Origin of the sequence: Ruegeria pomeroyi DSS-3 (genome assembly GCF_000011965.2) — a bacterium.
Taxonomy (GTDB): domain Bacteria; phylum Pseudomonadota; class Alphaproteobacteria; order Rhodobacterales; family Rhodobacteraceae; genus Ruegeria_B; species Ruegeria_B pomeroyi.
Genome location: NC_003911.12, coordinates 1885041 through 1905428, shown reverse-complemented (window position 1 = coordinate 1905428; position 20388 = coordinate 1885041). Strand labels below are relative to the sequence as shown.

Genomic DNA, 20388 nt, shown 5'->3' with positions numbered 1-20388 from the left:
ATGAAAAAACGCGGCCCCTCGAAAGGGACCGCGTATCGCGGGGATGACCCCGGTTCAGCTCGTCAGACTTACTTCAGCGCCGCATCGGTGATCTCATGCGTCCAGGCCCCTTCGGGTGTTTTGGTGATCACCGGATCAGAGCCACCCGCCAGCAGCGTACCGACCGTGCGGTCGAAATCGGCCGGGTCCAGCGCGCCGTTCGAGCCGGCGGTCAGCTTGGCGATCTCGCCCATCATGCGGACCTGATGCGCCTCGGTCTGGGCACCGGTGGCGTCATTGTCCAGAACGATGCCCGCAGCCTCGTCCGGGTTGGCCTCGGCATATTTCCAGCCCTTCATCGAGGCCCGCACAAAGCGGGTCATCTTGTCCTTGAAGGCCTCGTCCTTGAGGTTGTCTTCAAGCACATAGATGCCGTCTTCCAGCGTGGCGACGCCCATATCCTCGTATTTGAAGGTCACCAGCTCGTCCTCGCTGACACCGGCATCAAGCACCTGACCATATTCGTTATAGGTCATGGTCGAGATGCAATCGGCCTGGCGCTGCAGCAGCGGATCGACGTTGAAACCCTGTTTCAGCACGGTCACCCCGTCGGCGCCGCCGTCGGTGCTGATCCCCTCCTGGCTCATCCAGCTCAGGAACGGGTATTCATTGCCAAAGAACCAGACGCCGATGGTCTTGCCCTTGAAATCCTGCGGCCCGGTGATGCCGGTATCCTTCCAGCAGGTCAGCATCAGGCCAGAGGATTTGAAGGGCTGGGCGATGTTCACTACCGGCAGGCCCTTTTCCCGCGCCGCCAGCGCCGAGGGCATCCAGTTCAGCATCGCATCGGCGCCACCACCGGCCAGCACCTGCGGCGGGGCGATGTCGGGACCGCCGGGCAGGATGGTCACGTCCAGCCCCTCTTCGTCATAGAACCCCTTGTCCAGGGCCACATAATAGCCGGCGAACTGCGCCTGGGTCACCCATTGCAGCTGCAGCTTGACCTCGTCAGCCGCCAGAGCCGGACCAGCCGCCAGGGCCAGGGCTAGCGCCGCACCATTCATCAGTTTCTTCATGATTTCACTCCTTGTTGGTTGTCTGTTTCTCTGCCCCGGTTCGGTCCGGGATCTTGTCGGATATGGGATCAGCCTAACGCCTTTGGGAAGGGTGCCAAAAGGTGACATGATGTTCGATCAGCGCCACCAGACCATAGAACAGCGTCCCGGCCAGCGCCGCCACAACGATTTCGGCCCAGACCATGTCCAGTGCCAGCTGCCCGACACTGGTCGAGATGCGGAACCCCATGCCAAGCGTCGGCGAGCCAAAGAATTCGGCCACGATCGCCCCGATCAGGGCCAGCGTGGTCGAGATCTTGAGCCCGTTGAAGATAAAGGGCATCGCCGCCGGCAGCCGCAGCTTGAAGAAGCTCTGCCAATAACTGGCGGCATAGGTCTCCATCAGGTCGCGCTGCATCGCGGTGGTCTCACGCAGGCCCGCCACGGTGTTGACCAGCATCGGAAAGAACACCATCACCACCACCACGGCGGCCTTTGACTGCCAGTCAAAGCCGAACCACATCACCAGGATCGGCGCGGTGCCGACAATCGGCAAGGCTGCCACGAAATTGCCCACCGGCAGAAGGCCCAGCCGCAGGAATTCGGACCGGTCTACCGCCACCGCCATCACGAACGCCGCACCGCAGCCGATCAGATAGCCGCTCAGCGCGCCCTTGACAAAGGTTTGTACGAAATCGGCCCAGAGGATCGGCAGGCTGCCCGCAAACCGCGCCGCGATCAGCGAGGGCGCGGGCAGGATCACCAGCGGCACCTCCAGCCCCCGCACCACCAGTTCCCACACCACCAGGATCGTGGCGCCAAAGATCAGCGGCACCGCCAGCCGCACCGGGCGGGTCCCGGCCTGCGGCCCCTCGGCCAGACGGGTATTCAACCACCAGGCCGCGCCCCAGACGAGCAAGGCCACCAGAACCAGCATCATCCGCGCGCCCCCCAATCCTTCTTCTGTTCCCAAATACCTCGGGGGAGTCGCGCCTGCGCGACGGGGGCAGCGCCCCCCTTATGCCATGCCATCCTCATGCCATCCCCATCCGTTTCAGAACCAGCCGCTCGATCACCCCCAGAAGCCCCACCAGGCAGGCCGCCAGAATCGCCGCCCCGAACAGGGCCGACCAGATCTGCACGGTCTGACCATAATAACTCCCCGCCAGCAGCCGCGCACCCAGGCCCGAAACAGCTCCGGTCGGCAATTCACCCACGATGGCGCCGACCAGCGAGGCCGCGATCCCGATCTTGAGCGAGGCAAAGAGATAAGGCATCGAGGCCGGCAGGCGCAGTTTCCAAAAGGTCTCGCCCTGCGAGGCGTTGTAGGTTCTTAGCAGGTCAAGCTGCATCGCATCGGGGCTGCGCAGCCCCTTGACCATGCCGACCACGACCGGGAAAAAGCTCAGATAGGCCGAGATCACCGCCTTGGGGATGATCCCCTGAACGCCCACCGAATAGAGCACCACGATGATCATCGGCGCCAGCGCGATGATCGGGATGGTCTGGCTGACGATGGCCCAGGGCATCACCGACATGTCCATGACACGGGAATGCACGATCCCCACCGCCAGCAACACCCCCAGAACGGTGCCGATACCAAAGCCCAACAGCGTGGCGCTCAGCGTCACCCAGCCATGATAGACCAGGCTGCGCTTCGAGGTGATCTTCTTCATCACCGTGGTGTCCCACAGCTCGATTGCCACCTGATGGGGTGCCGGCAGGCGCGGACGCTCCTGCGCCCAGGTCTCGGGCACGGCAAACCGGTTCTTCAGCGCCAGCGAGACACCGCTCATGCCGCGCCGGGCGGCACCATCGGCCGGTTCCACCACCGCCCCGCCGCGTTCGGCCGCGACCAGAACACCGTGAATGTTCATCGGCACACAAGCTGCATACCAGAGCCCCACGATCACGGCGAGGACGGTCAGGACCGCAAGCAGAGATTTCATGCTGTCCCTCCCCGCGCGCGCAACACCGATTTCCTGCAAGGAAATCGGGCCGGAATTCGAGCCGAATTCCGGTTCCACCCGGCCTCGCCGCCGCGCATCCCGAAACCTTGCTCAGTCATCGGCATGGCCCGCCCTCAGCCCCTCGCGCACCCGATGAGCGACCTCGATGAACTCCGCGCTGTCGCGGATATCCAGCGGCCGGTCCTTGGGCAGCGGGCTTTCGATCACATCGGTGATCCGGCCCGGTCGCGGGCTCATTACCACGATCTTGGTCGACAGATAGACCGCCTCGGGGATCGAATGGGTGACAAAGCCGATTGTCTTGCCCGTCCGCGCCCACAGCGCCAGCAACTGTTCGTTCAGGTGATCACGCACGATCTCGTCCAGCGCCCCGAACGGCTCGTCCATCAGCAGGATATCGGCATCGAAGGCCAACGCGCGGGCGATGCTCGCCCGCTGCTGCATTCCGCCCGACAGCTGCCAGGGGAATTTGCCACCAAACCCTGCCAGATCAACGAGTTCCAGGACCTTTCTCACACGCTCTTCCTGCTCTTGCCGGGAAAACCCCATGATCTCGAGCGGCAGCTTGATGTTCTTGGCGATGGTTCGCCACGGGTACAGGCCCGCCGCCTGGAACACATAGCCATAGGCGCGCTTGCGCCGCGCCTCGTCAGGCGTCATCCCGTTCACCGTCAGGCTGCCACCCGTCGGTGTTTCCAACGCCGCGATGCAGCGCAGGAATGTCGTCTTGCCGCAGCCCGACGGTCCGATGAAACTGACGAAATCGCCCTTGTTGATTTCCAGGTTCACGTCCTTGAGCGCGTGAACCGGGCCGTCATTGGTCTGAAACGTCAGATCCAGCCCCTTGGCGGAAACCACGCTTGACAACTCCGGCTGCTGCCCCGTCCCATTCATAGTGTCATTATCCTGTTGGAGACCCCCGAGCGATGCCCGATCAGATGCCAGATACCTGCCAAAAACTCCGCCTTGGCGAAACCTATGCCGGCAAGCAGGGGTTCGATTATTTTCAGGGGATCGCGCGCGAGACAACCGGCGCCCGATCCATTTGCATGCACATGCTGCGCATTCCGCCGGGTGGCCGGGCCAAGGCCCATCTTCATGCCGAGCACGAGACCGCGATCTATGTGATCGAGGGGTCGGCGGTCATGTACTGGGGCCATGCCCTTGAACACAAGATGGAAACCAATGCCGGTGATCTGATCTACATCCCCGCCGGTGTTCCCCATCTGCCGATCAACACCGGCAAGAGCGAGGCCGTCGCCATCCTGGCCCGCACCGATCCGCACGAGCAGGAGAGTGTCGTTCTCCTGCCCGAACTGGACGCGCTTGTGCCCGAATAGGCGCATCAGACCCCCGTCGCCGGAATGCCGCTGCGCTCAACCGGGCGCGGGGCGGTCAGCTCTTTCCAGCTGCTCAAAGCTCGGTTCACCGGCGTGTTCGCCTCGCGCGCCACGAACTTGCCATGGCCCTCCTGAGTGCGGATCTCGCCGTCATGCACCGCCACCTGGCCGCGGGTCAGGGTAAAGCGCGGCAGGCCCTTGACCTCCTTGCCCTCGAACACGTTGTAATCGATGGCCGACTGCTGGCTGCCTGCGCTGATCGTCTTGGATTTTTCCGGGTCCCAGACTACCAGGTCGGCATCGGCACCCACCAGAACCGCACCCTTTTTCGGATAACAATTCAATATCTTGGCGATGTTGGTTGATGTAACCGCCACAAACTCGTTCGGCGTCAGACGCCCCGTGGCCACGCCATGGGTCCACAGCATCGGCATCCGGTCCTCCAGCCCGCCGGTGCCATTGGGGATCTTGGAAAAATCACCCACGCCATAGCGTTTCTGCTCGGTGGTAAAGGCGCAATGATCGGTCGCCACCACGCTCAGCGAGCCCGATTGCAGCCCCGCCCACAGGCTGTCCTGATGCTGCTTGTTACGGAAGGGCGGCGACATCACGCGCCGGGCCGCATGGTCCCAATCGGGATGGAAATACTCGCTTTCATCCAGCGTCAGATGCTGGATCAGCGGTTCACCCCAGACGCGCTTGCCTTGCATCCGCGCGCGCCGGATCGCCTCATGCGCCTCCTCGCACGAGGTATGTACGACGTATAGCGGCACGCCCGCCATGTCGGCGATCATGATGGCGCGGTTGGTGGCCTCGCCCTCGACCTGAGAGGGGCGCGAATAGGCATGCGCCTCGGGGCCGGTGTTGCCCGCCGCCAGCAGCTTGGCCGTCATCTCGGCCACCACATCGCCGTTTTCGGCATGCACCATGGCAATCCCGCCCAGCTCGGCCAGTCGGTTGAACGAGGCGAACAACTCGTCATCGTTCACCATCAGCGCGCCCTTGTAGGCAAGGAAATGCTTGAACGTGTTGATACCACGCGTCTCGATCACGGTCTTCATGTCGTTGAACACCTGCTCGCCCCACCAGGTCACCGCCATGTGGAAGGAATAGTCGCAATTGGCCCGGGTCGACTTGTTGTCCCAGCGCTTGATCGCATCCAGCAGGCTCTCACCCTGGTTGGGCAGGCAGAAATCCACCACCATCGTGGTGCCGCCCGCCAGCCCGGCGCGGGTGCCGCTTTCGAAATCGTCGCTGGAATAGGTGCCCATAAAGGGCATCTCCAGATGCACATGGGGATCGATGCCGCCGGGCATCACGTAACAGCCGGTGGCGTCCAACTCCTTGTCACCGCTCAGCCCCGGGCCGATTTCGGTGATCACGCCGTTTTCGATCCGCACATCCGCCTTGTAGGTCAGATCGGCGGTCACAACGGTGCCGTTCCTGATGACTGTGCTCATATGCTTGAACTCCCTGTTTTTCTTGTCAGACCGACCCGAAACAGCCGATCGCATTGCCATGCACCCCGATATCGAGCGGTCCGAACGGCCCCTCGACACAGAGCGAGAAACACCCCGCCTGCGGCAGGTAGACGACCAGATAGGGGCCATTGGGTCGCGTGACCGCCCAGCCCTGCCCCATGACGCCGCCGCTGAACTGCACCTCGACCGCCTCCGGCTCCTGCCGCATTGCCGCGAAATCGCGCAGCGTGGCCCGACCCACCGCATCCACCGGCGCGTCGGAAAGATCGGCCTCGATCGCCGCCCTTATTCGTTTGCGCAATGTGGCCGTATCCGGCAGCATCTCTTGTCCTTCACTTTGCCGGAAATACTCCGGGGGTTTGGGGGTTGGCCCCGATCACTCCACGATTTCCGCCGTCTCGACCACCGCGTGAAACAGCACATCGGTGCCGGCCGCCGCCCAGTCCTTGGATATTTCCTCGGCCTCGTTATGGCTCAGCCCGTCCACGCAGGGGCACATCACCATAGCCGTCGGCGCCACCCGGTTGATCCAGCAGGCATCGTGGCCGGCACCCGAGATGATGTTCATATGGCTGTATCCCAGCCGCTCGGCCGCATTGCGGATGGCCGAGACGCAGCCCTCGTCAAAGGCCACCGGATCGAATCCGCCCACCTTTTCAAAGGCGACCTCCAGCCCCATCGCATCGGCGATCTTCTGGCCCTCGACGCGCAGACGCGCCTCCATATCCTCGATCACCGACAGGTCCGGGCTGCGGAAATCCACCGTGAACACCACCTTGCCCGGGATCACGTTGCGCGAGTTGGGATAGACGTCGATATGACCCGCCGCCCCCACCGCATGGGGCGCGTGGCTGAGCGCGATCTCGTCCACCTTTTCAAGCACCCGCGCCATGCCCAGCCCCGCATTGCGCCGCATCGGCATCGGGGTCGAGCCGGTGTGCGCGTCCTTGCCGGTGATGGTGACCTGGGTCCAGCTCAGCCCCTGACCATGGGTGACAACGCCGATATCCTTACCCTCGGCCTCCAGAATCGGCCCTTGTTCGATATGCAGCTCGAAAAACGCATGCATCTTGCGCGCGCCAACCTCTTCCTCGCCGCGCCAGCCGATCCGCGACAGCTCGTCGCCAAAGCTCTTGCCCTCGGCATCGGTGCGCGCATAGGCCCAGTCCTGCGTATGCATCCCGGCAAAGACGCCGGAACTCAGCATCGCGGGGGCAAAGCGCGTGCCCTCTTCGTTGGTCCAGTTGGTGGCGACGATCGGGTGCTTGGTGCGGATGCCCAGATCGTTCAGGGTGCGGATCACCTCCAGCCCGGCCAGAACCCCCAGCACCCCGTCGTATTTGCCGCCGGTGGGCTGGGTATCCAGATGCGAGCCCACATAGACCGGCAGCGCGTCCGGGTCGGTGCCCGGGCGCATGGCGAACATGTTGCCCATCTGGTCAAGCCCCATGGAACAGCCCGCCGCCTCGCACCATTTCTGGAACAGGGCGCGGCCCTCGCCATCCTCATCCGTCAGGGTCTGGCGGTTGTTGCCCCCCGCCACGCCGGGGCCGATCTGGGCCATCTCCATCAGACTGTCCCACAACCGGTCAACATTGATTCTGAGATTCTGCGCCGGAGCCGCCATACCTGTTCCCCTGTTGCTTGCTTTGCGTTCACGCTGGCCTAGCTATTTGACCAACTGGTCAAACTCACGCTATCACGGGTTTGACACCAGTCAAGAAATAGCCGAGTCCCAATGCAAGATTCCCGCCACATCAGCGGGCAAGCGAAGGAAAAATCAGCAGATCATGCCTCAGGACCGTGCACCGACCCGTATCCAGAAGAAAAACCGCGCCGCCATCCTGGACGCGGCGCTGAACGTCTTTTCGGCACATGGGTTCCGCGGCGCAACGGTGGATCAGATCGCCGCCGAGGCGGGGTTGAGCAAACCCAACCTGCTCTACTACTTCCCCTCGAAAGAGGCGATGCACGAGGCGCTGCTGGCCGAGCTTCTCGATACCTGGCTCGACCCGCTGCGCGCGCTCGACGAGCAGGGAGAACCGCTGACGGAACTCTTGGCCTATGTCCATCGCAAGCTGGAGATGAGCCGTGACTATCCTCGCGAAAGCCGGCTGTTCGCCAACGAGATCGTGCAGGGCGCCCCCCGCATCTATCAGGCGCTGAGCGAGGATCTCAAGGTGCTGGTTGATGACAAGGTGGCGCTTCTCGAGGGTTGGATGGCGGCGGGCCGGATCGCCCGCGTGCATCCCTATCACCTGCTGTTCTCGATCTGGTCGCTGACCCAGCATTACGCGGATTTCGACGTGCAGGTGCGCGCGGTGCTGGGCGATGAAGACCCGTTCGACGGCGCCGACGTGTTCCTCGACACGCTCTATCGGCGGCTGCTCAGCCCGCGTCCGGACTAGGCGTCTCTTCCTCGTCCTCATCGACCTCATCGGACTCGGCACTTGCCAGTGCCGCGGTTTCCGGCGTCGTCGCCCGGCCGGCGGGAGCGGGCACAAAGCTCGACTTGTCGGCCTCGGCCACCGGCGCACGCAGCAGGATGCGCAGGCCCGAGAACAGGATCAGCAGCACATGCGCCCCGGCCGAGGTCATGAACAGGCCGGTGCCGCCAAGCGTCTCCATCCCGAACCCCGCCAGCAAAGGCCCCAGGATCGACCCCAACCCGTAGAGCATCAGCAACCCGCCGCTGACCTGGATCGCCTGATCGGCCGCCGCGTGATCATTGGCATGGGCAATGATGATCGGATACATGGCATAGATCGCCGCGCCGAACAGCGAGGCCAGCACCAGGTTCAGCATCCGGGTCTCGGGCGACAGCACGATAAAGATCGTATCGACCGCCAGCGCCAGAACCGCCACACCGATCAGCACCGCGCGCCGGTCCAGCCGGTCCGACAGCCAACCGATCGGGATCTGCGACACCGCCCCGGCCAGTACCGGCAGGCTGGCAAACAGCGCCACCGTCGTAAGCGCCAGCCCGATCCCATCCGCATAGACCGCCGAGAGCGTGCCAAAAGCGCTGTTGGACACGCCCACACAGAGAACCCCGATCACCGCCACCGGCGAATTCCGCCACAGCGCCATCAGATCGAGTCGGACACTGACCAGCGGCTTTGGCACCGTCTTGGACGACATCGCGGTGGGCATCAGCGCCAGACAGTAAAAGATCGCCGGCAGCACGAAGAACATAAAACCCGTGGTGTCGCCCATCGTCAGCACCAGCTGCCCGGCGGTCGAAGCGCCCAGGTTGACCATCGTGTAAAGGCCGAAGATGCGGCCGCGCGTGCTTGGCTCGGCCCGCTCGCTCAGCCAGCTTTCGACGATCATCGCCGCCCCGGCAAAGCAGAAACCCGACATCGCACGCAGCGGAATCCAGGTCCAGGGCGTCAACAACAGCAGCGAAAGCAGAACGGCAACGGCGGCGATCCCGGACATCACGCTGAAGGCGCGCACATGCCCGACCTTGCCCACCAGCCGGGGTGTATAGAAACAACCCGCGACATAACCAAGCGCCCAGCCGGTACCGAGCAGACCCAGCGCCGAGGCACTGAACCCCTCCTGCGCGCCCCGGATCGGCAGAATCAGACTGTTCATGCCGCCGGCAAACAACAGCAAGGCAGAGCCGAGCAACAAGGCACTTACGGGAAGAAGCTGACGTACCATGTGGTCCTGCTGACTAAACATGCCCTGTCTCGAAGTATCGACAGGCAGGTCGCGACGCAAGCGATGCTCTGAGGCCTGCTTCAAGCTTTCTTAACCAAGACCTGCTGAGCTGGGGTCATGCAGACCCTGCCTCACCCCGATCAGGCCCGGCGCTGGCTGGAGCAGATCTTTGCGACCCGCGCGGTACAGCGTGGCGCGGTGGTACGCCGCTCGATCGCCTGGGTCGACCGGGAGGTCGGGAAGGAGCGGTTTCTGACCGAAATGCGCCGCCGCAACTTTCACGTGATCGAAACGGCGGATCAATTCGTCGTGGTCTGCCACAACGGACCGATCCGCCTCTTGTTCTGAGAAAATTCGTCGAATTTTCTCAAGCAGAGATTTTTCGTCGAAAAATCTCGGTCCTCACTCTGCCGCCCGTGCCATCGGGTTGTTGGGATGCGTGGTCCAGTTGGCATAATCGGCCTGCACCACCTTGCCGGTGCGCGGGTCGGTCTCGCCCGGCTGCATCGGCACCATCGAGATACAGCCATCAATCGGGCAGACATCGACGCAGAGGTTGCAAGCGACGCATTCGTCATCCATCACCTCGAACACCCGGTCCTCGGACATGGAAATCGCCTGGTGCGAGGTATCCTCGCAGGCGGCATAGCAGCGCCCGCATTTGATGCACTGATCCTGATCGATCTTGGCCTTGGCCACATAGTTCAGGTTCAGATACTGCCAATCGGTCACATTGGGGACCGCGCGCCCGATGAAGTCATTGACGCTGGTATACCCCTTTTCGTCCATCCACTGGCTGAGACCGGTCTTCATCTCCTCGACCACGCGGAAACCATAGGTCATCGCGGCGGTGCAGACCTGCACGGTGCCGCAACCCAGGCTCATGAACTCGGCCGCGTCGCGCCAGGTGGTCACGCCACCGATACCGCTGATCGGCAGGCCTTGCGTGGCGGGATCGCGCGAGATCTCGGCCACCATGTTCATCGCAATCGGTTTCACCGCCGGACCGCAATAACCACCATGGCTGCCCTTACCGTCGATCGAGGGTTCGGGGCTGAAGTTATCCAGGTTCACCGACGTGATGGAACTGATTGTATTGATGAGAGAAACCGCATCCGCACCACCGTTCCTGGCGGCCCGTGCCGGATAGCGGATATCGGTGATATTGGGGGTCAGCTTCACGATCACCGGCTTGTCGTAATAGGTCTTGCACCAGCGGGTCACCATCTCGATATACTCGGGCACCTGGCCCACCGCCGCACCCATGCCGCGTTCGCTCATCCCATGCGGGCAGCCGAAATTGAGCTCGATACCATCGGCCCCGGTTTCGGCCACCCGCGGGAGGATCGCTTTCCATTCCGCTTCCTCGCAGGGCACCATGATCGACACGATCACGGCGCGGTCTGGATAATCCGCCTTGACCCGCGCAATCTCTTCCAGGTTGGTTTCCAGCGGGCGGTCTGTGATCAACTCGATGTTGTTGAGGCCCAGCAGGCGCCGGTCGGCGCCATAGATGGCCCCGTAGCGCGGGCCATTCACGTTCACCACCGGCGGCCCTTCGGAGCCGAGCGTCTTCCAGACAACACCGCCCCAACCGGCCTCGAAGGCGCGGCGGACATTGTATTCCTTGTCGGTCGGCGGCGCCGAAGCCAGCCAGAACGGGTTCGGGCTTTCGATGCCCAGAAAGTTTGTCTTCAAATCAGCCATTTATACGGCCTCCCTGATGTGCTTTCGCATCCTTGTTCGGTGTCACGCGCTCAGCCGGGCGTGGATGTCCATGGCGGCGTCGCGGCCCTCGGCCACGGCGGTCACCGTCAGATCCTCGCCGCCGCTGGCACAGTCGCCGCCGGCCCAGACCCCGGGAACCGAGGTGCGGCCCGACCCGTCGACCTTGATCTTGCGCCCCTCAAGTTCCAGCCCTTCCGGCACGCCTTCAAGTGTCTGGCCGATGGCCTTGAACACCTGATCAGCAGCCAGGCGCACGGTCTCGCCCGTGCCCGTCACCGAGCCGCCCGCGCTGGTGGTGTATTCCAGCTCGATCTCGACCGCCGCGCCATTGCCGTGCACGGCAACCGGCATCACGTTGAACATCAGCCGGACCCCCTTGGAGGCGGCCAGATCCTGTTCGAACCCGCTGGCCCCCATCTCGGCGCGCGAGCGGCGGTAGGCGACGGTGACATTCTCAGCGCCCAGCAGCTTTGACTGTACGGCGGCGTCGATCGCGGTCATGCCGCCGCCGATCACCACCACATTGCGCCCAACCGGCAGTGCTGACAGGTCGCCCGCCTGGCGCAGCTCGGCGATGAAATCGACCGCATCGCGGACACCGTCCTTGTCCTCGCCCGCGGCGCGCAAGGCATTCACCCCGGCCAGGCCGATCGACAGGAACACTGCGTCATAGCCAGCGCGCAGCGCATCGAGCGTGAGGCCCTGCCCCAGCGCCGAGCCCTGCTCAACCGTGATGCCGCCGATTTGCAGCAGCCAGTCCACCTCGGTCCCGGCAAATCCGCCGGTCGCCTTGTAGGCGGCGATGCCGAATTCGTTCAGCCCGCCGGCCTTGGGGCGCGCCTCGTGGATGACCACGTCATGGCCCAGCAACGCCAAACGATGCGCGCAGGCCAGGCCGGCAGGCCCCGCCCCGACGACCGCCACGCGTTTGCCGCTGGGCGCCGCGCGGGTAAAGGGATGCACGCCGCGCGCCATCAGCGTGTCGGTGGCATAGCGTTGAAGGCGCCCGATCTCGACCGGCTTGCCCTCGGCCGCCTCGCGCACACAGGCCTCTTCGCACAGTGTCTCGGTGGGACAGACCCGGGCACACATGCCGCCCAGGATGTTCTGTTCCAGAATGGTGCGCGCGGCGGCCTCGGGGTGGCCGGTCTGGATCTGACGGATGAACAACGGAATGTCGATCTCGGTCGGACAGGCCGTCTGACACGGCGCGTCGTAACAGAAATAGCAGCGATCCGCCGCCACCGCCGCCTCATGCGGCGCATAGGCCGGATGCAGATCGTCGAAATTCGCGGCAAGTTCTTCGCTGGAAAGCCGCCCGGCGACAATGCCGGGAGCCATCTGGCCCTGTGCCATCACTCTTCTCCCTGAAGATATGTTCGTTATTGGGATCAGCTTGCCACATCCAGAAATTTTATCAACTGGTAAAATTTATCTTTCGGTCAAAAATGAAAAACCCGGGCGAAATCGCCCGGGTCAGTCAGGCTGGGCGCAAGAATTTTCGTCGAAAATTCTCGGCCTGCGCCGCGCCGGTGTCAGACCATCGCGGCCAGATGTCCGGATTTCACCCAGACCCGCGCGCCCTCGGCGCCTGCTGTCAAATCAAGCCGCGCACCGGGCGGTAGGCGCAGCCAGTCCCAGCGGGAGAACGTCTCGCCACCTTCCTGAAACCCGCCTTCCAGCACGAAGACCTCGATCCCGCCGGGCAGATCGCGCGTCACCTGCGCACCCGCCGCCCAGCTTTCCAGCCGCACCTCTTCATGTGAATCCGAAAACAGCGTCTCGTCGCTCTTGCCATTGATCGAGCGGCGCACCTCGGTGCGATCGGCCGGGTCAAACTGATGCAGTTTGACCAGGATGGTCGCCCCCGGCTCGGTCGCGGGGGTATGCGACGAGGTCGGCGGGTTGCGCACATAGGACCCAACCGGGAAATCGCCCAGCTCGTCCTGGAACACGCCGTCCAGCACTAGATACTCCTCGCCCCCGTCATGGGTATGGGCAGAAAAGGCGCTGCCCGGTGCAAAGCGCACGATGGTGGTGGCCCGTGCCACCTCGGCGCCGATCCGGTCCAGCATCTTGCGCTCGACCCCGGGCGCGGGCGATGGAACCCAGTCCGTCTGATCGAAATGCACCGCCGCGCGCCGAGTGAAATCCGCGTTGATCCGCATGGGGTATCTCCTGCTTGCTCTGTTGCCGCTCGAACTGGCGCAGCGCGGGCACGAAGAAAGCATGTTCACACAGAGGTGATCAAGCACCCTGCCCCATTCCCCGCGCCTGCGGTCAAGGCTCTTGACAGACGGGTTTTCTTTAAGCTTAAAATTTCATGCATGAAGGAAGCGATCCATCCTCCCCTCTGCCATCAGTCCCCAAACAGGGCTGTTATCGCGATTTTCGATAGCGGCATTCGGACAAATTCCTTGTCTTGTGGCCCCGCCCGGCCCGACGCTGAACCAGGCCCCAAGGGGCAGGACCGGTGAGGAGGAACACGAAATGGCACGGCTGAGCGCCTTCAATTTCCAGAAATGGATCGACGAACACAAACACCTGCTGAAACCGCCCGTCGGCAACCAGCAGGTCTGGGAGGATGCGGATCTGATGGTGACCGTGGTCGGCGGCCCCAACAAGCGCACCGATTACCATGACGACCCGGTCGAGGAGTTCTTTTACCAGCTCAAGGGCGACATGGTGCTGAAGCTCTACGAAGGCGGCGAGTTCTATGACGTGCCGATCCGCGAGGGCGACATTTTCCTGTTGCCGCCGCATGTGCGCCACTCGCCCCAGCGCCCGCAAGAGGGCTCGATCGGGCTGGTGATCGAACCCAAGCGCCCCGAAGGCGCCCATGACGCCATCGAATGGTTCTGTTTTGGGTGCGGCAGCCTGGTGCATCGGGCCGAGCTGCTGCTGGAAAGCATCGTGCGCGATCTGCCGCCCGTCTATCAGGCCTTTTATGCCGACGAACAGGCCCGCACCTGCCCCAATTGCGGCGAGATACATCCCGGCAAAGAGCCGCCAGAGGGTTGGGTGAAACTGTAAACCGCGTTTAGACTGCCAAAAAACACCGATTCCAAAAGGGAGAGAACCACATGACAATCAGCTTCAAGGGACTGGCCCGGGGGGTTGCCTGTGCCGCGCTGGTACTGGCCGCGCTGCCGGCGGCGGCCAAGGAATTTCGCCTGGGCCTGATCACCCCGCCCCCGCATACCTGGACCAAGGCCGCCGAGGCCTTTGGCGCCGAACTGTCCGAGAAATCGGGCGGCGCGCATTCGGTATCGGTCTTCCCTGCCCGCCAGCTGGGCAACGAGGCGCAGATGCTGCAGCAGCTGCAGACCGGGGCGCTGGACATGGCCTTCATGACCGTGGCCGAAGTGTCGAACCGGGTGCCCAACATGGGCGCTTTCTATGCCCCTTACCTGGCCGGTGACATCAACCATGCCGCCGCGATCCTGCGCTCGGACACCGCGCGTGGCATGCTGGCGGTGCTGCCGCAAGAGGCGGGTGTGGTCGGCGTTGGATTCGGCAGCGCCGGGATGCGCCAGATCCTCAGCCGGGGCGCGGTGAATTCCGCGGCCGATCTGTCCGGGCTCAAGCTGCGGATCACGCCCTTTGACCCGATCCTCGATTTCTACAACGCGCTGGGGGCCGCACCCACGCCGATGCCGCTGCCGGCGGTCTATGACGCGCTGGCCAATGGCCAGGTGGATGCGATCGACATGGATGTCGAGCTGATCAACGTGTTGAAATATCACGAACATGCCGACACGATCCTGATCTCGAACCACATGATGTTCCCGATGGTCGGGCTGATCTCGGCCCGGGTCTATGCCGGGATGAGCGATGCCGACAAGGCGATGATTTCCGAGCTGATGGCCAAGCATGTGGACAGCACGCTGGACGTTTACATGGTCAAAGAGCCGGAATGGACCGATGCGCTGACCAAGGTGGGCAAGACCTTCAAGCGGGTGGATCAAAGTTTCTTCGGTGACGCCATCGCGCAATGGGAAACGATCTGGGCAGACAAGGCCCCGTCGCTGCCCGAGCTGCGCAAGACCGCGGCCGACCTGCAATAACCCCTGAAAACCCCGCGTCGGGCCGGCCCTGTGCCGGCCCGTTTCACGACAGCTGAAGGCAGGCACATGCTGTATCGGGCATCGCATCTCTGGGCCAGCGTCGAACTGGTCTGCGCCGCCGCGCTGGCGGCCTCGGTCACAGGACTCATACTTCTCAACGTCGTCACCCGCGCGGCTGGCAACGCCATTTATTGGGTGGACGAGGCGGCGATCTATGCCATGGTCTGGATGACCTTTCTGGCCGCCTCTGCCGCGATCCATTTCCGCAGCGCCATCGCCGTCACCCTGGTGAACGAGATGCTGGGAAGCCATAGCGCGCGCCTGCTGGAACGGGTGGTCGATCTGGTGCTGTTCCTCTTTGCCTGCCTGATGGTCTGGATCTGCCTGCGCTGGTTCATGCCGCTGGAACTGATGCGGGCGGGCTGGGACGTGAAGGCGTTCCAGGGTCAGACCTTCAACTTCATCTATGCCGAACCGACCAACACGCTGGGCCTGCCCAAGGTCTGGGTCTGGCTGGTGATGCCGCTCTTTACCCTGGGGGCGCTGCTGCATTCGGCGGCCAACCTGATTAATCCGGGGCGACACCCCGAGGCGGAGGCCGCGCAATGACCCCGATCCTATTCCTGGTCCTGCTCTTTGCCTCGGTTCCCATCGCGTTGGTGCTGGCGCTGACCGCGCTCTGGTACATCTATGACAGCGGCAATCTGGTACTGTATGACAGTTTCGCCCAGCAGATGTTCGCAGGTGTCGAGAATTACGGGCTGCTTGCCATTCCCCTGTTCATCCTGACCGGAGAGTTGATGAACGAAGGCGGCATGACCCAGCGCCTGGTGCATGCCGCGCGCGTCTTTGTCGGCGGGTTTCGCGGCGGGCTGGCCTATATCAACCTGCTGGCCAACATGTTCATGGCCGCGATCATCGGATCGGCGGCCAGCCAGATCGCGGTTATGAGCCGGGCCATGGTGCCCGCCATGAAGGACGAAGGCTATGACCCCGGTTTCGCCGCCGCCACCACCGCTGCCGGCGGGCTGCTGGCGCCAGTGATCCCGCCCTCGATGCTGTTCGTGATCTATGGCGTGCTGGCGCAATTGCCGATCGGCGATCTGTTCATCGCCGGCATCATCCCCGGCCTGATCATGGCCGGGTCGTTTTTCGTGGTGGTGGCGCTGATCGGGCTCAGCCAGCAGTTTCCAAAGGGCGAGTGGATGACGATGCCGCAGGCGCTGCGTGCCCTGCGCGACGCCCTGCCCGCCTTTCTGATCCCTCTGGCCATCGTCGGCGGCATCCTCTTTGGCATCGCCACCCCGACCGAAAGCGCCGCCGTCGCCTCGCTCATCGCCTTTGGCGTGGGCTGGCTGGTCTATCGCGAGATCCATATCCGCGATCTGGGCGCCATGTTCGCACGCACGGCCACCAATTCCTCGCTGGTGATCTTCATGATCGCGGCAGCCAATGTGTTCGGCTGGGTGGTGATCTACGAGGAACTGCCGCAGAAACTGGCGGCGTTTCTGTCCACCGTCACCTCGGACCCGTTCACCTTCCTGCTGATCGTCAACCTGTGCCTGCTGTTCGTGGGCATGCTGATCGACGGCATCGCGGCGCTGATCCTGATCACGCCGATCCTGCTGCCGATCGCGATGAACAGCTATGGCATCAGCCCCTATCAGTTTGGGGTGGTGATCAGCCTGAACCTGGTGCTGGGCCTGCTGACGCCACCGGTGGGCGTGGGCCTGTACATCGCCTCGGCCATGTCGGGGGTGCGCCCCTTCACCATCTTCACCGCACTCTGGCCGTTCCTGCTGGCGGTGGCGGTGGTGCTGGTAATGCTGAGCTATTTCCCCATCCTGAGCACCGCGCTGATCTGATCGTCATCGGCGTCACGCCTGTGCCCCGGATCGCAGCGCGATCCGGGGATGGTAAGCTGGACAGCCGACCTCAGGGCATCAGCACCTGTGCACGCGCAAAGCTGGCACTGTCCGCACTCAGATCGTCATAGATCAGCTCGACCGCGATCTGCGCGACCGAACCCGAGGGGTAGCTGCGAAACGGCAGGCCGTCGCTGTCGATGATCGCGTTGGGCGCAGCCGTCTCGGCATGGCAGGGTGGCAACGGCCAGATCTCGGGCGCGGCCCCGTTGATCGAGACCGACATCTGCGCCAGCCCGCAGCGCCAGGACCACAGATGCGTGACATAAAGCAGATCCTGCCCGTTGTAATCGCGCAGCGCCACCCAGTTGCCGCGCGTGGCATTCAGGATCGGCTTGACCTCGGTTGCGGTGGTGAACTTGCCGCTGGGCACCTGCGGCTCGGCCACCAGCTGCGGCGCCGGAGACAGGAAGGCCGGGGTCGCGGGGGCCTCGGCCTTGGGTTCGGGCGCCAGAAAGGCGGGGGCCGCCGGCGCTTCGGCCGGGGCCGTAACCGCGGCGCTGTCGCTTGGGGCGGGCGTCTTGCCTTCCACCTGACCGGATTGCGCCGCACCGGCGATGAGAAAGAGCAGAATGTCGAGCATCTGGATCGGGCCTTTCAAAATCAGTTGGCGGGAAATCCGGGCTTTTGACGCCCGGCCCCTGCCCCTATACTACGCCAAAAGAGGGGCGCCGCATCACCAATTCCGGCGGCGGGCAGCATATGGCACAGACTCAGGTCGCAGCAGATACGGGGCGCAAGCCCTTCAACATCGTGGTGGTCGGGCAGAACAACCGCCTGCAATACGAGGCGGTGCTGTTTGCCGCCTCGCTGCGCCATTCATCGCCCGGTTTCAACGGCCGCCTGTTCGTCGCCCATCCGCAGCCCGGCCCGAAATGGGACGAGGACCCGAGCATCCAGAGTGACGAGGTACGCGCCGCGCTCGACACGCTCGGGGCCGAGCTTTTGCCGTTCGAGAACAAGGTGTTCGGCCAGACCTATCCACATGGAAACAAGATCGAGGCGCTGCTGGCCCTGCCCGAGGGCGAACCTTTCGTGTTTTTCGACACCGACACGCTGATCACCGGCGATCTGATGTCGGTGCCCTTCGATTTCAGCCGCCCCACCGCCTCGCTCAAACGCGAGGGCACCTGGCCCCAGCCTACCCTCTATGGCCCTGGCTATACCGAGATCTGGCGGGCGCTCTATTCCCGCTTCGGGCTGGATTTCGAAAGCTCGCTGGATTTCGAGCAGCCGGACGAATACTGGAAGCGCTATCTCTACTTCAACGCCGGTTTCTTTTATTACGAATGCCCCCACAAGTTCGGGCACCGGTTCCTGACCTATGCCCGCTCGATCCGCGACACGCCGCTGCCCGAGCTGATCTGCCAAAGCCTCAATCCCTGGCTCGACCAGGTGGCGCTGCCGCTGGTGATCCACTCGTTTGGCGGCGGGCGCGATTGCCTGCCCGAGGGGCTGCTGGACGGCGCGGTCAGCTGTCACTACCGCCTGTTTCCGCTGCTTTATGCACGCGAGTCAGACCGCGTGATCGAGGTTTTGGAAGAGGTCGCATCCCCCAACAAGATCAAGAAAGTATTGAAGAATTACGAGCCGCTGAAGAAGATGGTCTATCAGGGCAAGGGCGAGAAGATCCGCGAGATGTTCGATCGCGAAAACCTGCCGCACAAGGAACAGGCGATCCGCAACCGGATCAAATCCAAGGGGCTGTGGCTGCGCTGAAGCCCGGCCCCGGCGCCCGAGGGCGCGACATCATGCGATATGGGGGAAACCGTTTATGGTACCGCCTCCCTGGCTTGAACAGGGGACCTCTGGATCCACAATCCAGCGCTCTAACCAACTGAGCTAAGGCGGCACCGTGAGGGGCGATGTACCCAACCGGGTTGCGGATTGCAAGAGGGTCAGAGCGTAATTTTCCAGCTTTGTTCGACCAGGTCGACGCCAAAGGAATGCACCGGTTTGCTATCGGTCAACTGCCAGCCGGTGGCGGCGTAAAGGGCGCAGGCGGCGCGGTGGCTCTCATGGGTCCAGAGTTGCATTTGCGTATACCCTTTGTCCCGCGCAAACCCCATGCAGGTGTCGAGGAGACGGCGGCCCAGGCCCCGCCCGCGCGCCTCGGGCACCAGCAGGAACAGGCGCAGCTTGGCCGTGGTCTCGTCGAGGCGGACACAGAAAATACTGCCCAGCCTCTGGCCATCCGCCTCGGCGATCCAGCCGCGCTCGCGATCGGGGTCATGGTCGGCGATGAAATCGTCGAGGATGCGCGCCACCAGCGGCCCGAAACTGTCATCGAACCCCTCGGCGCGGGCATAGTGAACCCCATGCTGTTCGACCAGCCAGGGGGCGTCATCGGGGCGAAAGAGGCGCAAAACGGGTGTGTCCATACCCTATCAGAGCCCGGAAGCGGCTTGATTCTCAACCCGCCCCGGTCTAGTCCGGCAACAGTTTTCCCGGAGGACGACATGGGCATCAATACCGAACGCGATATCGAGGCGAATCTTCAGATCGGTCCGACCGATGCGGGGATGGTGCGGCTCTTTGTCGAGGCGCACGGGGTCGAGGTGCCGATGGATTTCGATCCCGAAGAGGCCGAGGAGATAGCCGAGGAAATCCGCGCCGCCGCCCAGGCCGCCCGCCTGATGTCCAAACGCTGAGGGGGCGCCGGAAAACGATACGTTTTCCGGGCCGTTTTCCGGTGCGGAAAACGGCGCTGTCCGCACTCGATACGCTTCATTCGAAAATGCCGTGGCCCTCGGGGTCGCGCAGCGCCTGCAGGCGCCGCGCCGCGTGGGTGGCGAATTTCTGGATCAGCACCTTGCGCCGGGCCGGGGCCAGCTTCTGCTCGGGTGCCATGCGCACGATCTCGGCGTCATAGGCATCGGCAATCAGCAGCCCGCTTTCCGCAGGCAGCAGCTCGGCCGGAAACTCCATATCCACCGCCCAGAAATACCGGTCGCACCACTCAAGATAGCCCTGCCATTTGGCATCCGCCTGGAAATCGGCCCGGCTCGACTTGCATTCGATCACCCAGATTTCACCCTTGGGGCCCAGCCCCATCACATCCACGCGCAACCCGCGGGCGGGCACGAACTCCTCGACCGAGACGAATCCATGCGCCCTGAGATGGCGCGCGACGCCGCGTGCCAGCCGCTGTCCGGGTTGCAAATCGAGTGTCAT

Annotated in this window: 23 protein-coding genes and 1 tRNA gene; 9 read left to right on the top strand and 15 right to left on the bottom strand. The window is 63.5% G+C overall.

The window, feature by feature from the left end:
- Nucleotides 1-68: 68 nt before the first annotated feature.
- From SPO_RS09095 to SPO_RS09080, 4 genes are all read right to left on the bottom strand, one after another.
- Complete coding sequence (locus SPO_RS09095) at nt 69-1055, bottom strand: ABC transporter substrate-binding protein (protein WP_044028186.1); 987 nt, start codon at nt 1053-1055, stop codon at nt 69-71.
- Nucleotides 1056-1128: 73 nt separating this feature from the next.
- Complete coding sequence (locus tag SPO_RS09090) at nt 1129-1974, bottom strand: ABC transporter permease (protein WP_044028185.1); 846 nt, start codon at nt 1972-1974, stop codon at nt 1129-1131.
- Between the two features lie 94 nt (nt 1975-2068).
- Nucleotides 2069-2983, bottom strand: a complete 915-nt coding sequence (locus tag SPO_RS09085) for an ABC transporter permease (RefSeq protein ID WP_044028184.1) — start codon at nt 2981-2983, stop codon at nt 2069-2071.
- A gap of 111 nt (nt 2984-3094) precedes the next feature.
- Entirely contained in the window at nt 3095-3898 is an 804-nt protein-coding gene (locus SPO_RS09080; protein ID WP_011047518.1) for an ABC transporter ATP-binding protein, read from the bottom strand.
- Nucleotides 3899-3930: 32 nt separating this feature from the next.
- Between SPO_RS09080 and SPO_RS09075 the strand changes: the two genes are divergently transcribed.
- Nucleotides 3931-4344 carry a cupin domain-containing protein gene (locus SPO_RS09075; protein ID WP_011047517.1) on the top strand — a complete coding sequence of 138 codons (414 nt, stop codon included), beginning with the start codon at nt 3931-3933 and terminating at the stop codon, nt 4342-4344.
- Between the two features lie 5 nt (nt 4345-4349).
- Here SPO_RS09075 and hydA read toward each other — a convergent pair whose 3' ends face one another.
- Genes hydA through SPO_RS09060 form a run of 3 tightly spaced genes read right to left on the bottom strand, consistent with a single transcriptional unit; the run spans nt 4350 to nt 7452 of the window.
- The gene (gene hydA / locus SPO_RS09070) at nt 4350-5804 is read right to left on the bottom strand and encodes a dihydropyrimidinase (protein ID WP_011047516.1); all 1455 of its coding nucleotides are present in this window, start codon (nt 5802-5804) and stop codon (nt 4350-4352) included.
- A 25-nt stretch (nt 5805-5829) separates the two neighbouring features.
- On the bottom strand, nt 5830-6147 hold the full coding sequence (locus SPO_RS09065) for a hypothetical protein (protein WP_011047515.1): 318 nt from the start codon (nt 6145-6147) through the stop codon (nt 5830-5832).
- Nucleotides 6148-6201: 54 nt separating this feature from the next.
- A complete protein-coding gene (locus SPO_RS09060) occupies nt 6202-7452 on the bottom strand; it encodes a Zn-dependent hydrolase (RefSeq protein WP_011047514.1) in 1251 nt (416 codons plus the stop codon).
- A gap of 163 nt (nt 7453-7615) precedes the next feature.
- Between SPO_RS09060 and SPO_RS09055 the strand changes: the two genes are divergently transcribed.
- Complete coding sequence (locus SPO_RS09055) at nt 7616-8233, top strand: TetR/AcrR family transcriptional regulator (RefSeq protein ID WP_011047513.1); 618 nt, start codon at nt 7616-7618, stop codon at nt 8231-8233.
- Here the strand turns inward: SPO_RS09055 and SPO_RS09050 are convergent.
- Nucleotides 8214-9425, bottom strand: a complete 1212-nt coding sequence (locus tag SPO_RS09050; RefSeq protein WP_230981791.1) for an MFS transporter — start codon at nt 9423-9425, stop codon at nt 8214-8216. The genes SPO_RS09055 and SPO_RS09050 overlap by 20 nt on opposite strands.
- Nucleotides 9426-9611: 186 nt before the next feature.
- Here SPO_RS09050 and SPO_RS09045 point away from each other — a divergent pair, with 186 nt between their 5' ends.
- Complete coding sequence (locus SPO_RS09045; protein ID WP_011047511.1) at nt 9612-9842, top strand: hypothetical protein; 231 nt, start codon at nt 9612-9614, stop codon at nt 9840-9842.
- A gap of 54 nt (nt 9843-9896) precedes the next feature.
- On the opposite strand, the gene preA is transcribed toward SPO_RS09045, so the two are convergent.
- The 3 genes from preA to SPO_RS09030 form a co-directional block, all read right to left on the bottom strand.
- Nucleotides 9897-11201 (bottom strand): NAD-dependent dihydropyrimidine dehydrogenase subunit PreA, encoded by a 1305-nt coding sequence (gene preA, locus SPO_RS09040; protein ID WP_011047510.1) that lies wholly within the window; start codon nt 11199-11201, stop codon nt 9897-9899.
- A 42-nt stretch (nt 11202-11243) separates the two neighbouring features.
- Entirely contained in the window at nt 11244-12578 is a 1335-nt protein-coding gene (locus SPO_RS09035; RefSeq protein ID WP_030003207.1) for an NAD(P)-dependent oxidoreductase, read from the bottom strand.
- Between the two features lie 179 nt (nt 12579-12757).
- Nucleotides 12758-13390 (bottom strand): cupin domain-containing protein, encoded by a 633-nt coding sequence (locus tag SPO_RS09030; protein WP_044028183.1) that lies wholly within the window; start codon nt 13388-13390, stop codon nt 12758-12760.
- A 322-nt stretch (nt 13391-13712) separates the two neighbouring features.
- On the opposite strand from SPO_RS09030, the gene nbaC reads away from it, so the two are divergent.
- The 4 genes from nbaC to SPO_RS09010 all read left to right on the top strand — a co-directional run bounded on the left by nbaC (nt 13713) and on the right by SPO_RS09010 (nt 17154).
- Nucleotides 13713-14255 carry a 3-hydroxyanthranilate 3,4-dioxygenase gene (nbaC, locus tag SPO_RS09025; RefSeq protein ID WP_011047507.1) on the top strand — a complete coding sequence of 181 codons (543 nt, stop codon included), beginning with the start codon at nt 13713-13715 and terminating at the stop codon, nt 14253-14255.
- Between the two features lie 50 nt (nt 14256-14305).
- On the top strand, nt 14306-15289 hold the full coding sequence (locus SPO_RS09020; RefSeq protein ID WP_011047506.1) for a TRAP transporter substrate-binding protein: 984 nt from the start codon (nt 14306-14308) through the stop codon (nt 15287-15289).
- A 66-nt stretch (nt 15290-15355) separates the two neighbouring features.
- On the top strand, nt 15356-15898 hold the full coding sequence (locus SPO_RS09015) for a TRAP transporter small permease (RefSeq protein WP_044028182.1): 543 nt from the start codon (nt 15356-15358) through the stop codon (nt 15896-15898).
- Nucleotides 15895-17154, top strand: coding sequence for a TRAP transporter large permease (locus tag SPO_RS09010; RefSeq protein ID WP_011047504.1), 1260 nt, complete (start codon nt 15895-15897; stop codon nt 17152-17154). The genes SPO_RS09015 and SPO_RS09010 overlap by 4 nt, the downstream gene beginning before the upstream one ends.
- A gap of 70 nt (nt 17155-17224) precedes the next feature.
- Here SPO_RS09010 and SPO_RS09005 read toward each other — a convergent pair whose 3' ends face one another.
- Nucleotides 17225-17797: a hypothetical protein gene (locus SPO_RS09005; RefSeq protein ID WP_044028179.1), complete on the bottom strand. Its 573-nt coding sequence runs from the start codon at nt 17795-17797 to the stop codon at nt 17225-17227.
- 119 nt (nt 17798-17916) lie between these two features.
- Between SPO_RS09005 and SPO_RS09000 the strand changes: the two genes are divergently transcribed.
- Nucleotides 17917-18933: a hypothetical protein gene (locus SPO_RS09000; protein ID WP_051420345.1), complete on the top strand. Its 1017-nt coding sequence runs from the start codon at nt 17917-17919 to the stop codon at nt 18931-18933.
- 56 nt (nt 18934-18989) lie between these two features.
- Here the strand turns inward: SPO_RS09000 and SPO_RS08995 are convergent.
- Both SPO_RS08995 and SPO_RS08990 read right to left on the bottom strand, forming a co-directional pair.
- A tRNA-His gene (locus tag SPO_RS08995) sits at nt 18990-19066 on the bottom strand.
- Nucleotides 19067-19112: 46 nt separating this feature from the next.
- A complete protein-coding gene (locus SPO_RS08990) occupies nt 19113-19595 on the bottom strand; it encodes a GNAT family N-acetyltransferase (protein ID WP_011047501.1) in 483 nt (160 codons plus the stop codon).
- Between the two features lie 78 nt (nt 19596-19673).
- Here SPO_RS08990 and SPO_RS08985 point away from each other — a divergent pair, with 78 nt between their 5' ends.
- Nucleotides 19674-19865: a DUF6324 family protein gene (locus SPO_RS08985; protein ID WP_044028177.1), complete on the top strand. Its 192-nt coding sequence runs from the start codon at nt 19674-19676 to the stop codon at nt 19863-19865.
- Between the two features lie 76 nt (nt 19866-19941).
- On the opposite strand, the gene SPO_RS08980 is transcribed toward SPO_RS08985, so the two are convergent.
- Nucleotides 19942-20388: an MmcB family DNA repair protein gene (locus tag SPO_RS08980; RefSeq protein WP_044028175.1), complete on the bottom strand. Its 447-nt coding sequence runs from the start codon at nt 20386-20388 to the stop codon at nt 19942-19944.